We start from the raw sequence: 14,913 nt of genomic DNA, 5'->3' as shown, positions 1-14,913 counted from the left end.
AAAAAGGCGCGTTGCCCTGTCTGTGCTCCCGCGCCTTTTCGGGCATCTCGCCGGCTCTTGTCACCGACGATCGCGTCGATCGGGCAGACCGGGTGGCATGCGCCGCGCTCGATGCACTTCTGCGGGTTGGGGTGGAGATGCCTGTCGCCTTCGTGTGTGCGGTCGACGGGGCACTTTCACGGGGCCGGCGCCGATGATCGGGACGGCGACCTCGAACGCGTGCCGTGGCTGCGTGTCCATGTACTCCCCTCGCAGGGCTCCGACCCCAGATATCAAATGGTATTACCTTCGTACCATCAGCCGCAATGGTGCAGCCCGATTCCGCTCACAATGCGGCGTGCCCGTCTCCTCATCGACCGCGTTTGACCAGCGGTAACTTTCTTCGTATAACGAAATCGTGTCTAGTAGCGAAGAAATCGATGGAGAGCCGCCGATCAAGGCGAACCGGCGTGAGGGCATGGCTGGGCTCGCCAAGGGGCTGGCGATCATAGAGGCGTTCGATCTTCGCCATCCGCAGCTCACCGTCAGCGAGGCCGCCGCGGCGACGGGCACGACGCCGGCGTCCGCCCGCCGCTGCCTGCTGACCTTGGAGGAGTTGGGTTACCTCAGCCATGACGGCAAGTACTTCCGGCCGACTCCCAGGATGATGCGCCTGAGCGCGTCGTATGCCAACACCTCCTCCCTGACCGTGCTCGCCCAGCCCTGCCTGGTTGCCGTGCGCGACGAACTGGACGAGTCCGCGTCCCTGGCCGTTCTCGACGACGGATACGCGCTGTTCGTCGCGAGGGCCGAGGCCACGCGCATCGTGTCGGCGGGCGTGCGGGTGGGCGCGCGACTGCCCGCGTACGGCTCCTCTACCGGGCGCGTGATGCTGGCGGCGCTTCCCGACCGGGAACTGGAGGACTATCTCGCCCACTGCCGACCGCAGCCCATGACCCCGAATACGCCCGCCACCCTCCTGCAGGTCCGCCAGAAGATCCAGCAGGCCCGGGAGGATGATGCGGCCTTCACCGATGAGGAACTCGAACCGGGCGTGCTGACCGTGGCGGTCCCGGTCCGCGACAACCTTGGGCGGACGCATGCCGCCATGAGCGTCAGCACCTCCACCGCCCGTTCCTCCCTGGAGGCCATGCGGGAGAGATACCTGCCCGTGGTCCGCCGGGAGGCGGCCCGCCTGGGCCGGATGCTGTGAGCGGGTTCTCGCCCGTCATCTGAACCTGCACACCGCCCGCCCGCTGCGCGGGCTTTTTCCTTTGCATGACCGGCCTTCGGCGGTCCTGCTCACAACCGTTGACACCTGCTGTGCCCAAGATTACGGTGAATTTACCGAAAATCTTTCGCTAAACGAAAAAGGGGTCGGCATGAGTTCACCCGCACTTCGGGTGGCGGTCGTGGGCGGTGGAATCGGTGGCATGACCACCGCGAAGGCTCTCGTGCGGTGCGGTATCGACGTCACGGTCTTCGAACAGGCACCACAGCTCGGCGAGATCGGCGCGGGGGTGCTGATGACCCCCAACAGCGTGCGCCACCTGGAACGGATGGAGATGGGGGCCGCGCTGGCCGCCGCGGGCGCACGCATCGGCAAGGGGTCGCAGTACTACCGGATGGACGGCACCCCCGTCGCTCCCATCCTCACCACCGATTCCAGTGGCTGGAACGGCATGTACGGCATGCACCGCGCCGACCTGCTCGCCATCCTCGCCGACGGCCTGCCCGCGGAGGCGGTGCGCACCGGCCACCGGTGCGTGGGTATGGAGCAGGACGCCGCGGGCGTGCACCTGGCCTTCGACAACGGCGAGTCGGCGGAGGCCGACGTCGTCATCGCGGCGGACGGGATCAACTCCGTACTCCAGCCCTACGTGGTCGAACCGTCCAGCCCCGTGCACTCCGGATCGGTCGCCTATCGCGGCCTGATCCCGGTCGAAAGGCTTCCCGAGTGGCCGTATGGCGTATCGCAGCTGTGGATGGGAGAGGGCAAGCACTTCCTGGTCTATCCCGTGCGCGCGGGCGCGCTGCTGAACTACGTCGGTTTCGTGCCGAGCGACGAGCGCACTGCCGAGTCCTGGTCCGCCCCTGGCGACCCGGTCGCGCTCGCCGCGGCGTTCGCGGGCTGGGACCCGCGCATCGAAGGGCTGCTGGCCCAGGTGGAAACCACCTACTGGTGGGGGCTGTACGACCGTGAGCCGCTCAGCACCTGGACCAAGGGCCGGCTGGCGTTGCTCGGGGACGCCGCTCACCCGATGCTGCCTCATCTCGGGCAGGGCGCGAACCAGGCCATCGAGGACGCTGTCGCCCTGGCCGTATTGCTGACCGGCGTCGACCGGGCGGGCGCGCCGCGAGCGCTGAGGGCCTACGAGGAACTGCGCCGGCAGCGGGTCGCGCAGGTCCAGCGCGGCGCCCGGGCGAACGGGCGCCGCTACGACTCCGCCTACGACGACCTCGACGAGCGGGACGCCGAGATCGCCGACTCGGTGAGGTTTCGCTCCTGGCTCTACGACCACGACGCCGAAGCCGAGGCCAGGGCTCTCGCGCCGGCCCATTGATCTTCGGCAGGAAGGTCCGTACGACATGGCTGACAGCGATCCAGACGGTGAGGAGACCGGCCGGTTGGTCGACTCGGTGCTCAAGTCCGATCCGGCCTTCCAGAGCGTGATCCGCGCGAACACCTGAACGTCCGCCTAGGTCGATTGCCCGAGATTTCATGACAAAGGAGAGAATCAGCATGTCAGATCGACGTCTGACCCTGGCGATCGCCGACTACGACCGGGTCGCCGCGCTCGCCGACGGGCGGGTCACCGTCCCGGGGGTCGAGCTCGAGTTGCGGACTCTGGCGCCGTCGGAGACGTTCTACCGGATGCTGCACGAAGATGCTTTCGACGTCAGCGAGATGTCGCTGTCCAGCTTCCTCATCGCCAGGGAGCAGGGCAGGCAATGGACCGCGATCCCCGTGTTCCCGAACCGGACCGCCTTCCACACCTCGCTCTTCGTGCACGAGCGGTCCGGCATCAAAAGGCCGGAGGCGCTGCGAGGGAAGCGGATCGGCCTGCCCGAGTATCAGATGACGGCCGCGGTGTGGACCAGGGGCGCGCTCGCCCACGACTTCGGCGTCGATCCCACAAGCGTTGAATGGTTCATCGAGCGTCGCCCCGAACTCAGCCACGGTGGCGAGACCGGGTTCCGTCCCGCTCCCGGGATCCGGGTGAGCCAGGTGCCCGAGGGGGAGACGCTGCACTCGATGCTCGTCGCGGGCGAGGTCGAGGCGGTGATGCCGAGCCCGTACCCGGGGATGGCCTCGCGGCTCAACCGGACCAGCGCGCACGACCTGAGGGCGACGCCTGGTGTGCGCAGACTGTTCGCCGACCCGTGGGCCGAAGCGGCGCGCACCTACCGCAAGTACGGTTTCCTCCACTGCAACCACACCGTCGTGGTGCAGAACCGGCACCTGGAGCAGGATCCCGAGCTCGCCATGAACCTGTTCCTGGCCTTCTCCGAAGCCAAGCGGCTGGCCTACGCCAACGTGCGCAGCATCGAGCGGTCCAGTCTGTTGATGGCCGGGCCGAGGCTGGACGAGCAACAGGAGGTGTTCGGCGACGACCCGTTCCCGTACGGGTTCGAGAGCTCAGCGGCGGCCCTGCGCACCCTCGCCGGCTACTCCCACGAGCAGGGCCTGACCTCGGTCCCGGCGGTCGTGGAGAACCTGTTCGCGAGCAGCACCCTGGCCACCTGAGGCATCCGACACGCCGGGGCAGTTCACGGGGCGCACAAGGGGGGAGTCGCCGATTGCGCCTGATACGAGCAATGGAGCTGAGATATGGCTTGTTGGCCACCCTTATAAAGGATGAATGCGACACATGGCCGACGGCGCCTCGTGCCCATGGCCGACGAGCGGTTCGAGGAATACCGTTGTCGCCTTTGTAAGGAGGCGGCGACCTGCCGCCCCCGGCTCACGCACGCGTCAGCACTCCAGAGTGTTCGGGGCGACCCGATCAGCGGTGCGCTGGACGTGGGCACGCATGATCGCCGCGGCCTGGCCGGCGTCGCGGCGCTCGATGGCGTCGACGAACTCACGGTGTTCGGTGCTGCCGCGTCGGCCCATCACGGGGGCGACGATCTTCGCCTCTTCGAGTGACATCAGCAGTGGTCCGTGGAAGCTCTTGACCAGCATCTCGATCGCCGCATTGTGCGTGCATGCCGCGACCCGCACATGGAACTCGGCGGACAACGTCATCGAGTAGGACTCGTCCTTCAGGGCGTCCTGCTGCCTGTCGCAGATCTCCTTGAGTGCGGCGATGTCCTCGGGGGTCGCGCGGTCGACCACGATGGGGACGATCCCGAGCTCGAAGACCATGCGGGCCTCCGTCACCTCCGTCGCCGTGAGCGGACTGAGCTTGAGCAGGACGGCTAACCCCTCACCGACACGCGCGCTCGAAGGCGTGGACACGAACGCTCCGCCGCGCGCCCCGACCCGGATCTCGATCAGGCCGCTGGCCTCCAGGACCCGCAGTGCCTCGCGGACCGTAACGCGGCTCACGCCGAACTGTTCACACAGATCCCGTTCGCTCGGAAGCCTGTCGTCGGCCTTGAGGCGGCCCTGCTGGATGAGCAGGCGGATCTGATCGACGATGACCTGGGAGACCCGCACCGCGCTCACCGGGCTGAACAGGCCCGCCCCTGGTCCCGAGCCCGCTCTTCCCGACTCAGTCTTGCGCTGTTCGACGGTCATGCGTCATCCTCCAGCATCGGGTGGTTCTGAGGCGCCTTCGTTGACACCTTACGGCCTAACCGACCACTATGGTCATACCAATAGTCCTAGGCTCCCAAGGGAAAGCGCATGGGCACAGCACCCGAGGTTTCCTTTCCCGAACTGGTAAAGGAGACGAAGGATACATTTAAGGTGGGACCTCAAATATACGAGTCCAGCCGACGTCGAGATCCGCGGATCTTCGGGCGCGGTTGGGCGTTCGTCGCCCACGCGTCAACCAGGTCCCGCCGCAAGGACGGCCATGGCAATGATCTTCATAGTGTCGAGCCGGCCATCGAGATCATCCAAGCCGGGCGCCACCCGCTCGAGCTGTTGTGCACGCATCGGTTCCCCCTGGAGGCGGCGCACGACGCGTTGCGCGCCGCAGGCGACAGGACCGATCCGGGGCCGCCCATGTCGGCATCCTGCCCAACGGAGAAGCACCGTGACGCTCCCTGACGACCTCGCCCCTCTGCGCCGCAAGATCGCGCTGGCCTGCCGCATCTTGGCGAACGCCGGGCTCGCGGAGGACGTCTTGGGTCACGTGAGCGTGCGTGTCGGACCCGACGCGATGCTCGTGCGCTGCCGCGGCCCGCAGGAAGAGGGACTGCTGTTCACCCTCGACGAGGACGTGCGGCTGGTCGACTTCAGTGGCAAGGGCGGCGATCTCGGCCCTTGGGCGGTCCCGAACGAGTTGCCCATCCACGCAGAGGTGTTGCGCGCCCGCCCCGACGTCGATGTCGTGCTCCATTGCCACCCCCTGTCGGTCCTGGTGGCGGGCGTGGAGGACATCCCGTTGCGGCCGGTCTTCGGCGCCTACAACATCCCCGCGGCACGGATGGCCCTGGACGGCGTCCCCGTCTACCCCAGGGCCGTCCTCGTCCGGCGCCCGGAACTCGGACGGGAGTTGGCCGAGGCCATGGGAGGATCGGCCGTGTGTGTCATGCGGGGGCACGGGATCACCACGCTCGGGTCGGGCGAGCACGCGGTGGAGCAGGCCATTTCGCGGGCGTTGAGCCTGGACGCGCTGGCCCGCGTCAGCGTCGAGCGGGCCCGGCTCGGTGACCGGGCCGCGGACCTCTCCGCTGAGGACATCGCGGAGCTTCCCGACCTCGGCTCGTCGTTCAACGACGTGAACGTCTGGCGTCACCATGTCGCCAGGCTGCGGCTGGCCGGGCTGGCGCTCGACTGACCTGTCCGTCACTCGCGCCTTGGGCCCGGCCGCGTGTGGCCGGGCTCGCGATCGACTGACCGGCGGTCACTCCTCGCGCCGGGCGCGCACCTTCCGCAACCACGGCAACACCGCGAGGGCTGCGAGCCCCGCCGAGATCCCGGCCAGCAGGAGCCCAGCACGAGGTCCCCACTGCTCGCACACCCACCCCGTGATCGGGGCTCCCAGGGGAGTGCTGCCGAGAAAGACCAGGCTGTGCAAGGCGATCACCCGCCCCTGCATGGTGGGATCCGTCCTGATCTGCAACAGCGTGCGGGCGAGCGTGTTGAAGCAGATGTTCGCGATACCGAGAGCGACGATCGCCGCCATCGCCAGGCCGAGCGCGGGAGCGGCCGCGGCGGCGACGTTCACGCCGGCGAAGGCGAACGTCCACAGCAGCAGAGACCACGCGGTGGCGTCCACACGCGCGGCGCTCGCGAGGGCACCGAGCACCGCGCCTACTCCGAGGGCGGAGGTGAGCCAGCCGTAGACCTCAGCGCCTCCGCCGAAGGTCTCGCGGGCGAGTATGGGGAACACGACGCGGAAGTTCTGCCCGAGCAGCGCGACCACGGCGACGAGGAACAGGCATGCGCGTAGTTCCGGGTGCTCCCACACATATCGCAGGCCCTGCCTGGCCTGGCCCTTCGCTCGCGGAAGGGCCGGAACCCGGTGCAGCTCCTTGGGGTTCATGCGCGCGAGCCCGAGCAGGACCGCGGCGAACGACAGCGCGTTGACCGCGAACGCCGCTCCGACATCGACGGTCGCGATCAGGACCCCGGCGATCGCCGGGCCGACGAGGCGGCCGACATTGTGCACCGTCGAGTTCAGGGCCTGCGCGTTCACGTAGTTCTCCGGACTGACCATCTCGGTGACGAAGGCCTGTCGCGCGGGCGTGTCGAGCACGGTGACGAGACCGAGTCCGAGGGTGAGCGCGTAGACCATCCAGAGCTGCGCGAGGTTGCTCAGCACGAGCACCGCGAGGGCGGCCGCGAGGACGGCGCTGGCCGCCTGGGTCGCCATGATCGTGCGACGCCGGTCGAGCCGGTCGACGAGGACGCCTCCCCATAGACCGAACAAGAGGGTGGGCAGGAACTGCAGCGCGGTCGAAATTCCGAGCGCGACGGGGGAGCCCGTCAGTTCGAGCACCAGCCAGTCCTGCGCCACCCGCTGCATCCAGGTTCCGATCACGCTCACCGCGTGACCGGCGAAGAAACGTCGGTAGTTGGGCACGGTGAGTGAGCGGAAGACACGCCGGTGGGCTGTGCGGGATCGGGCGAGGAACGTGTTACCTACTGAGCCCACCGAGAGCCTCTCTTCCTAAATCAGGCTAATGGTATTACCTTTTTGTCTCCAAGGAAGGGGATCGGGGCCACTTCCTCCGACTCTTGTCGCCGGGCAGGCCGTCCTTGCCACCTCCTTGCGCGCGCCGGCCGGGGAAGGACCGCTGGCGGGGCCATGCTCGATCTCGGTGCGGGGAGACGGCTGGGCGTCTATCAGGGGGCCTGGTCCGGGACTTGTCCGCTGTGTAACGGTCCGGTAAAACTGTGGCTCAAGGGTTAGACCTTTAGTCCGCAGCGGTGTCTACTCGGGTCACTCGCCAAAGGGAGGCAAAATGCGCGATGACGATCTGCCCGGAGTGTCGGCCAACGAGAAGGGAAACCGGGATGCGTCGGAGATCGCCGCTCGTGACGAGTTCGACGGGGAGCATGCTCCGATCAAGGGACTCGTGCTCCCGCACGACCTACGGAAGATGAAGCTGCCGGAACGTCCCTGGCGTGACATCGCGCCCCCGCGCTGGGCGTGGCACCAGCGCTTCAACCTGACCAGACCGACACGGGCGTGATTTAAACAGTATTTCTCGCGGGGGGGAGAAACGTGCATCCGCCGGGTCGGGGCTCGCGCCGACTCGCCGAGCTCGCGGGAGAGCATCAATGCAACACCAGAAAATCCTCGGATCGGTGGCTGCGGTCGCCGTCGTCCTCTTCCTTGGGGCCTGTGGCGCCTCGCCGACCTCTGGAGGCCCTACTTCGGCCGCCGGGGCCGACAAGTCCAACACGAAAGCTCAGGAGGTTTACGGCCGCATCAACCGGCTCACCGGTGACGAACGGACCAAGACCCTCCTCGACCTCGCGAAAAAAGAGGGCACGGTTTCGATCTACACCTCCAACACCGACCTCGACAAGGTCATCGATGGGTTCAAGAAGACCTACCCGATCGAGGTGAAGGTCTACCGCGGGAACTCCGAGTCGGTCCTTCAGCGCGTAATGCAAGAGCAGCAGGCGAACTACGACGGCAACGATCTCGTCGAGACGAACGCCGGCGAGCTCAACATCATGAACGGCCAGAAGATGCTCTACCCGTACGAAGGCGCGCTGCGCGACGCCGTACGCAAGGAGGGCCAGGCCGACGGCTGGACCGCCACCCGGTTCAACGTGTTCGTGATCGGCTGGAACACCACCAAGGTGAAGCCCGGCGAGGAGCCGAAGTCGTTCGAGGAACTCGCCGACCCGAAGTGGAAGGGGCGCATCTCTCTGGAGATCGGCGACGTCGACTGGTTCGCCGCCATGTACAAGCACTACCTCGACCAGGGCAAGACCGACGCCGAGGTCCGCGACCTGTTCAAGCGGGTCGCCGCCAACGCGAAGATCGCCAAGGGGCACACGGCGCAGGGTGAGCTGCTCTCTGCGGGGCAGTTCGCGGTGACCGCCTCCTCCTACAGCCACACGATCGACAAGGCCGCCGACCAGGGCGCCCCGGTGAGCTGGCATCCGGCCTCGGGAACTCCGATCCAGCCCATCGTGATACGCCCCAACGGCGTGGCCCTGATGAAGACGGCGACCCACCCGGCAGCGGCGATGCTGTTCGTCGACTACGAGCTCTCCGAGGGCCAGAAGATCCTCCACGAGTCCTTCCGGGTCGGCTCGATCCCCACGGCGAACGATCCTCTGGCCGGACTTAACGCGATTTCCGTGCCCGAGAAGGAAATGCTCGACGATCCCAAGAAGTGGGACGCGCTCTACGAAGAAGTCGTCCAGTCAGGCCAGGAGGTCAAGTGAACACCGCACCCCCCCTGTCGGGCCGCCGTAGTGGCAGGCCCGCGAAACGCGCGGTAGCCGCAGGATCCGCACTTGTGCTCCTGCTCGCAGGCTGCGGAGGCTCGCCCACGGCCACCGCACCACAGGCCACGACCGCCGGTGGGCCGACCGCGGCAGAGAAGCTCTACGCCGAGGTCAACGGCATGACCGGTCAGCAGCGGCGGGACAAGCTCGTCCCGCTGGCCGAGAAGGAAGGCACACTCGACCTCTACACCTCCATGACGAGCGATGTCGTGGACGTGGTCATCAAGGCGTTCGAAGACCAGTACAACGTCACGGTGAACCTGTACCGCGCCGGGTCGGAGACGGTGCTCCAGCGCGTGGTGCAGGAGCAGAAGGCCCACTACCAGGGCAACGACGTGGTGGAGACCAACGCGACCGAGCTGTTCGACCTGAACAACGAAGGCGTTCTCGCCACGTACGACGGTGAGCGGCGCCAGATGGTTCCGGACGCCGGCAGGCAGCAGGGATGGACCGCGACGAGGTTCAATCTGTTCGCGCCAAGCTGGAACACCAAGCTTGTCACCCCTGATCAGGCGCCGAAGACCTGGGAGGACCTCGCCGACCCCAAGTGGGACGGCAAGCTGTCCATGGAACTCAGCGACTCCGACTGGTACCTGACGCTCTACGGGTACTGGAAGAAGCAGGGAAAGAGCGACGACGAGATCAACAAGCTCTTCGAGGGCATGGCCAAGGGCGCGAAGGTCGTCAAGGGCCACACCGTGCAGGGCCAGTTGTTGTCCGCCGGCCAGTTCTCCGTCGCCGCCTCCAACTACTCCTACATCGTCCAGCAGGCCAAGACCAAGGGCGCGCCCGTCGACTACCTGCCCTATGTCCAGCCGGTCATCGCCCGGCCCAACGGCATCGGGCTGATGAAGACGGCGAAGCATCCCGCCGCGGCGATGCTCTTCACGGACTGGCTGCTCCAGGAGGGCCAGGCGGTCCTCGTGAAGCAGGGGCTCACCCCCGCCATCGTCGAGGGAGACGATCCCCTTAAGGATGTGGAGATCATCCCGATCGACGTCCAGGAGTTGACTCAGCACGGCGACGAGTGGAACAAGCGATACGACCAGGTCATCTCCAACGGTGAGCAGGTCGAAGGAAATTGAGTCTCCAAGCGCGCGGCGGCACCGGCATCGGCGGTGCCGCCGCGCCCGCGATCATCGCAGGACTGGTTCAGAAAGAGGTGAGGGCATGATCACGGCATCTCCCACCGTACCTGCCCGCGAGAGAGCCATGCCCGGATGGCTGCGCCGGGTGGCGACCCCCAAGACGTTGATCATCGTCGTGGTCGCCGGATTGATCGGCTATCTCGCACTCGTGCCCCTGTACTACCTGATCTGGGGCACTTTCTTCGACGCCAACGGGTTCACCATGGGCGGGTTCGCCCGTGCCTACGGCGATCCGCGCGTCGGTGGCATGATCGGGAACTCGTTGTGGTTCGCGATCGGAGCGGCCGTGCTCTCGTTGGCCGTCGGCACCGCGCTGGCCTATCTCAACGTCCGGACGGACGTCCCGTTCAAGGGGCTGTTCTTCGCCGCGTCGATCATTCCGCTGATCATCCCGGGAATCCTGTACACGATCTCGTGGATCTTCCTCGCGAGCCCGGACATCGGCCTGCTCAACAAGTTGATCGAACCCGTCCTCGGCCCCGGTTTCTTCGATGTCTTCACGGTCTGGGGGATGGTCTGGGTCGAGGGCCTGCACCTTTCTCCCATCGTCTTCCTCCTGATGGTCGCCGCCTTCCGGTCGATGGACCCCTCGCTGGAGGAGTCCGCACTGATGAGCGGTGCCAGCAGGTGGCAGGTCTTCCGCAGGATCACCGTGCCGCTGACGCGCCCGGCGATCGTCGCGGCGGTGCTCATCATGGTCGTGCGCAGTCTGGAGAGTTTCGAGGTTCCTGCCCTGCTCGGCCTGCAGAACGGGATCTACGTCTTCACCAGCCGCATCTACTTCGTCCTGCGCTCATACCCGCCGGACCTCGCCGCCGCGGGAGCGCTGGCGGTGGGTCTTCTGGTGCTCGCGGTGATCGGGGTCGCGATCTCCAACCTCGTCGGCAGGTCGAGCAAGAACTACCAGACCGTGACCGGCAAGGGATTTCGGCCCCGCCCGATGGAACTGGGCAAGTGGCGTCCGGTCATGGGCGGCGCCATCGTGGTGTACTTCTTCCTCACCGTCGTCGGGCCGCTACTCGTGCTCCTCTACACGTCGTTGCTGAAGTTCTACCAGGCGCCCTCGACCGAGGCCTTCGCCTCGATGTCGCTGGACAACTACAGCGAGCTGTTCCACATATCGGATGCGACGACGGCGCTGAAGAACTCCCTCCTGCTGGGGGTCGGTTCAGCGACGCTCGTCATGGCCCTGATGGCGGTCGGCGCCTGGATGGTCGTGCGGTCGCGGATTCCCGGGCGGCAGCTCGTGGACTACTTCTCGTTCACCCCACTCGTGGTCCCCGGCCTGGTGCTCGGGCTCGCGCTGTCCTTCGTGTACCTGCGCAGCCCCGTCCCCATCTACGGCACGATCTTCATCCTGCTGATCGCCTACTGCACGCGGTACATGCCGTACGGCATGCGGTACGCGGTCACGTCGATGCACCAGATCTCCTCGGAACTCGAGGAGTCCGCCCAGGTCAGCGGGGCCAGCTGGTGGCAGACGTTCCGCAGGGTGCTCCTGCCGCTGCTGTCCCCCGGCCTCCTGGCCGGCTGGATCTACATCCTCGTCGTCTCGTTCCGTGAGTTGTCGAGCTCGATCCTGCTCTACAGCCCCGGCAACGAGGTACTTTCCATTCTCATCTTCGAGCAGTACGAGAACGGCCAGTTCACCGTCCTTGCGGCACTCGGTGTCGTCATGGTGCTGACTCTCGCCGTACTCGTCGTCATCGCCTACAAGCTCGGGGCCAAGGTCGGCCTCCGCCAGGACTGAACAACAGGCCCTTATCAGGAGGACCAGGTGCTCCGCATCAACAACCTCGTCAAGACCTTCGACGGAGAGCGCCGGCGGCGTCACTCGCACGCGGCGACGCCCGAGGAGGCCCGGGTGTTCGCGGTCAACGACGTCAGCTTCAACGTCGAGAACGGTCAGCTGTTCACCCTGCTCGGCCCCTCGGGGTGCGGCAAGACGACGACGCTCCGCTCGATCGCGGGGCTGGAACGCCCTGACTCGGGGACCATCGAAGTCGGCGGTCGCGTCCTCTTCTCCACCAACGAGGGGAAGAAGCCGGTGAACGTCCCCGCGAACGAGCGGGGGCTGGGCATGGTTTTCCAGTCCTATGCCATCTGGCCGCACATGTCGGTTTTCGACAACGTCGCCTTCCCCTTACAGGTGAAAAAGCGCGGCGACCGGGTGAGCCGTAAGGAGATCTCCGAGCGGGTGATGCGCGTGCTCGAGACGATGGAGCTCGCCAACTTCGCCGACCGCCAGGCGACCAAACTGTCCGGCGGCCAGCAGCAGCGGCTCGCCCTTGCCCGGGCACTCGTCATCGAACCCCCGCTCCTGCTGCTTGACGAGCCGCTGTCCAACCTCGACGCGAAACTGCGGGAGTCACTGCGCTACGAGCTCAAGAGGGTGCAGCGCGAGCTCGGTATCACCTCGGTGTACGTCACGCATGACCAGGTCGAGGCCCTGGCCCTCAGCAACTCGATCGCGGTGATGCGGAACGGCAACGTCGTGCAGCTCGGCCGCCCCCGCGAGATATACGAGAACCCCAACTGCCGGTTCGTCGCCGAGTTCATCGGCACGTCCAACTTCCTGTCCGGCAACGTGGTGTCGAAGGACGGTGATCGATACACCGTCAACACGGTCGACGGGCAGCTCGTACTGGACTCGGCCGCGACCCTTCCCATAGGCACCGACGTGATCGTGTCCGTGAGGCCGGAAGCCGTGGAGGTCAGCACCACATCCCGGGCGGGCGAGGTGCCCAACGAGTGGAAGGGTACGGTCCTGACCCGTGCCTACCTCGGAGACAGCCTCGATCACGTGGTGGGACTGGGCAAGCACGAGCTCAGGACCCGCGGAAACCCCTCGACCTCGATCGAACCCGGGACCACGGTCTATCTGCGGATGGATCCCGCCAAGCTCGTGCTGGTGCCGGTTGACTGAGGCCGCCGCGTGAGCCCCGCGATCTTGCGCAACCGGGACTTCACCCTGTACTGGGCCGGGGTCGTCCTGTCCCAGATCGGCACCCGCGGCACGGTGGCGGCGAATTTCTACCAGGTCTACCAGCTCACCGGCTCTGTCGCCTACACAGGGCTGGTCGGCGCCGGTCAGGCTGTCGCGCTTGTGCTTCTCAGCCCGCTGGGCGGAGCGCTCGCCGACCGGTTGGACCGGCGCCGCCTGCTGCAGGCCGCGCAGGGTGTCGCGCTGCTCGTCGCCGCGGCGCTCTCCTGGCTCACGCTGACAGGGCGGGCCGAGGCCTGGCACGTCGTGCTCTCCGTGGTGCTCACCACGGCCGCTGCGACCTTCGATCAGCCGGCCCGGCAGGCCCTGATCCCCGCCCTGGTGCCGCGGAGCCAGATCGGGTCGGCGGTCGCGCTGCTCAACCCCTCAAGGGAGCTCGCCGTCTTGGTGGGCCCGCTTCTGGCGGGCGTCCTCATCAGCGTGGCGGGGCCCGGTCTGATGTACGTCGTCGACGCTGTGACCTATGGGCTGCTGGTGGGAGTGCTCGCCATGCTCCGGATGCCGGCGCTCGCGTCGCCGGCGGAGCGCCGGTCGATACTGGGGTCGATCGTCGAAGGGGCGCAGTACATCGCCCACCGGCCGCTCATCTACAACCTGATGGCCCTGGACCTGTCGGCGACCGTGTTCAGCGCCTACCGCGTCCTACTCCCGGCCCTCGCGCTGGACGTGCTCCATGTCGGCGCGACCGGCTATGGAGTTCTGTCCGGCGCTCCGTCCGCGGGCGCGTTGATCGCGACCTACGCGGTCTTCCGTACCGTGCAGGGGAGCAGGCGGCAGGGCCGGGTCCTGCTGGTGTCCACCGCGCTTTACGGCGTCTCCGCCATCCTCCTGGCGCACTCACCGGCATTCCCCCTGGCCGTGCTCGCCGCGTTGCTCCTCGGTGCCTTCGACGCCATGTCGACCACGATTCGGCATGCCGCGGTCCAGATCGACACCCCGGACGAGATCCGCGGCCGGGTCACCGCCTTCTACCAGATGTCCTCGCGGGGAGGTCCGGCGATCGGTGACGTGGTCGTGGGGGCGGTGGCCGGCGTGATCGGGCCCGTGGCCGCGCTCACCATCGGAGGCCTGGGCCCGATGGTCGTCGCCGGGTGGTCGTGGCTGCGGGCCGGCGTGGTGCGCTCCTACACCGGGATCGTCGAGGCCGACGAGGACGGGGCCGCGCCGGCCGGCGAAGACGGGGTCGGCGACGCCGATGAGAATCCCGAAGGGGAGCGGCGCCCCGTGGCGGGGGCATGACGCCGGGGGTCCGCGCGCCGCAGTGCGACTGGTGTGCTTCTCCCCGGCGACGCCGCCGGCGCCCAGGTAGGGCGCCGGCGCGGGTGCCTCGCTCCGCGTGATGGAAGCTCGACGCCTTCGCGGGGACGACGTCACGGTGGTTCTGCCGCCAGTCATCGATGGACCTGGCGCGCCGGCTCTTGGGGCACGGCAGCGGGTGACTCCGGTCGTCGTCCGCGTGGTCACGACGTGGCGTTCGAGACTGGCGCGCGCACCCGCCGCAGAGTCCCACGGGGCCGGCGCCGATGATCAGCACGTTCACTTCGAACATGCTCCGTAGCTGTGTGTCCACCCACGCGCTCGCTCGCGGATCCGTACGGCGAAGGTGAACGGTATTACCTTTCCGCACCGTCGGCAATGGTGCCGCCAAGACGTCGCGATTCGCGGTCGTCACCGCACCTGTGCGCCCCACC

Annotated in this window: 13 protein-coding genes; 11 read left to right on the top strand and 2 right to left on the bottom strand. The window is 67.2% G+C overall.

What is annotated here, in order from left to right; translation table 11 throughout:
* Nucleotides 1-397 precede the first annotated feature (397 nt).
* The 3 genes from Pmi06nite_RS18470 (at nucleotide 398) to Pmi06nite_RS18460 (ending at nucleotide 3,727) form a co-directional block, all read left to right on the top strand.
* Nucleotides 398-1,192 carry an IclR family transcriptional regulator domain-containing protein gene (locus Pmi06nite_RS18470; RefSeq protein WP_203954279.1) on the top strand — a complete coding sequence of 265 codons (795 nt, stop codon included), beginning with the start codon at nucleotides 398-400 and terminating at the stop codon, nucleotides 1,190-1,192.
* A 169-nt stretch (nucleotides 1,193-1,361) separates the two neighbouring features.
* Entirely contained in the window at nucleotides 1,362-2,543 is a 1,182-nt protein-coding gene (locus Pmi06nite_RS18465; protein WP_203954278.1) for an FAD-dependent monooxygenase, read from the top strand.
* A gap of 179 nt (nucleotides 2,544-2,722) precedes the next feature.
* Nucleotides 2,723-3,727: a PhnD/SsuA/transferrin family substrate-binding protein gene (locus Pmi06nite_RS18460; protein WP_203954277.1), complete on the top strand. Its 1,005-nt coding sequence runs from the start codon at nucleotides 2,723-2,725 to the stop codon at nucleotides 3,725-3,727.
* Between the two features lie 228 nt (nucleotides 3,728-3,955).
* Here the strand turns inward: Pmi06nite_RS18460 and Pmi06nite_RS18455 are convergent, their stop codons facing one another.
* Entirely contained in the window at nucleotides 3,956-4,723 is a 768-nt protein-coding gene (locus Pmi06nite_RS18455) for a FadR/GntR family transcriptional regulator (RefSeq protein ID WP_203954276.1), read from the bottom strand.
* 108 nt (nucleotides 4,724-4,831) lie between these two features.
* Between Pmi06nite_RS18455 and Pmi06nite_RS41955 the strand changes: the two genes are divergently transcribed.
* Together Pmi06nite_RS41955 and phtC are read left to right on the top strand one after the other, a co-directional pair.
* Nucleotides 4,832-5,200, top strand: coding sequence for a hypothetical protein (locus Pmi06nite_RS41955; protein ID WP_239114006.1), 369 nt, complete (start codon nucleotides 4,832-4,834; stop codon nucleotides 5,198-5,200).
* Nucleotides 5,187-5,933: a 3,4-dihydroxyphthalate decarboxylase gene (phtC, locus tag Pmi06nite_RS18450; RefSeq protein ID WP_239114005.1), complete on the top strand. Its 747-nt coding sequence runs from the start codon at nucleotides 5,187-5,189 to the stop codon at nucleotides 5,931-5,933. The genes Pmi06nite_RS41955 and phtC overlap by 14 nt, the downstream gene beginning before the upstream one ends.
* 66 nt (nucleotides 5,934-5,999) lie before the next feature.
* Here the strand turns inward: phtC and Pmi06nite_RS18445 are convergent, their stop codons facing one another.
* The gene (locus tag Pmi06nite_RS18445; RefSeq protein WP_203954274.1) at nucleotides 6,000-7,253 is read right to left on the bottom strand and encodes an MFS transporter; all 1,254 of its coding nucleotides are present in this window, start codon (nucleotides 7,251-7,253) and stop codon (nucleotides 6,000-6,002) included.
* A 310-nt stretch (nucleotides 7,254-7,563) separates the two neighbouring features.
* On the opposite strand from Pmi06nite_RS18445, the gene Pmi06nite_RS18440 reads away from it, so the two are divergent.
* The 6 genes from Pmi06nite_RS18440 to Pmi06nite_RS18415 all read left to right on the top strand — a co-directional run bounded on the left by Pmi06nite_RS18440 (nucleotide 7,564) and on the right by Pmi06nite_RS18415 (nucleotide 14,461).
* Nucleotides 7,564-7,794, top strand: coding sequence for a hypothetical protein (locus tag Pmi06nite_RS18440; RefSeq protein ID WP_203954273.1), 231 nt, complete (start codon nucleotides 7,564-7,566; stop codon nucleotides 7,792-7,794).
* Nucleotides 7,795-7,882: 88 nt separating this feature from the next.
* A complete protein-coding gene (locus tag Pmi06nite_RS18435; protein WP_203954272.1) occupies nucleotides 7,883-9,007 on the top strand; it encodes an ABC transporter substrate-binding protein in 1,125 nt (374 codons plus the stop codon).
* Entirely contained in the window at nucleotides 9,004-10,155 is a 1,152-nt protein-coding gene (locus tag Pmi06nite_RS18430; protein WP_203954271.1) for an ABC transporter substrate-binding protein, read from the top strand. The genes Pmi06nite_RS18435 and Pmi06nite_RS18430 overlap by 4 nt, the downstream gene beginning before the upstream one ends.
* An 85-nt stretch (nucleotides 10,156-10,240) precedes the next feature.
* Nucleotides 10,241-11,968: an ABC transporter permease gene (locus Pmi06nite_RS18425; protein ID WP_203954270.1), complete on the top strand. Its 1,728-nt coding sequence runs from the start codon at nucleotides 10,241-10,243 to the stop codon at nucleotides 11,966-11,968.
* A 27-nt stretch (nucleotides 11,969-11,995) separates the two neighbouring features.
* Nucleotides 11,996-13,144 carry an ABC transporter ATP-binding protein gene (locus tag Pmi06nite_RS18420; RefSeq protein ID WP_239114004.1) on the top strand — a complete coding sequence of 383 codons (1,149 nt, stop codon included), beginning with the start codon at nucleotides 11,996-11,998 and terminating at the stop codon, nucleotides 13,142-13,144.
* 9 nt (nucleotides 13,145-13,153) lie between these two features.
* Nucleotides 13,154-14,461: an MFS transporter gene (locus Pmi06nite_RS18415; protein WP_203954269.1), complete on the top strand. Its 1,308-nt coding sequence runs from the start codon at nucleotides 13,154-13,156 to the stop codon at nucleotides 14,459-14,461.
* The last annotated feature ends 452 nt before the right edge of the window (nucleotides 14,462-14,913 follow it).

This window comes from Planotetraspora mira, from assembly GCF_016863275.1.
GTDB lineage: Bacteria > Actinomycetota > Actinomycetes > Streptosporangiales > Streptosporangiaceae > Planotetraspora > Planotetraspora mira.
This window is presented reverse-complemented; position numbering and strand designations above follow the sequence as displayed.

What these genes read in the sequence shown, in the direction of transcription:
- Pmi06nite_RS18465 (WP_203954278.1), top strand. Translation starts at nt 1,362, where the DNA reads ATGAGTTCACCCGCACTTCGGGTGGCGGTCGTGGGCGGTGGAATCGGT.
- Pmi06nite_RS18460 (WP_203954277.1), top strand. Translation starts at nt 2,723, where the DNA reads ATGTCAGATCGACGTCTGACCCTGGCGATCGCCGACTACGACCGGGTC.
- Pmi06nite_RS18455 (WP_203954276.1), bottom strand. Translation starts at nt 4,723, where the DNA reads ATGACCGTCGAACAGCGCAAGACTGAGTCGGGAAGAGCGGGCTCGGGA.
- Pmi06nite_RS41955 (WP_239114006.1), top strand. Translation starts at nt 4,832, where the DNA reads ATGGGCACAGCACCCGAGGTTTCCTTTCCCGAACTGGTAAAGGAGACG.
- Pmi06nite_RS18440 (WP_203954273.1), top strand. Translation starts at nt 7,564, where the DNA reads ATGCGCGATGACGATCTGCCCGGAGTGTCGGCCAACGAGAAGGGAAAC.
- Pmi06nite_RS18435 (WP_203954272.1), top strand. Translation starts at nt 7,883, where the DNA reads ATGCAACACCAGAAAATCCTCGGATCGGTGGCTGCGGTCGCCGTCGTC.
- Pmi06nite_RS18425 (WP_203954270.1), top strand. Translation starts at nt 10,241, where the DNA reads ATGATCACGGCATCTCCCACCGTACCTGCCCGCGAGAGAGCCATGCCC.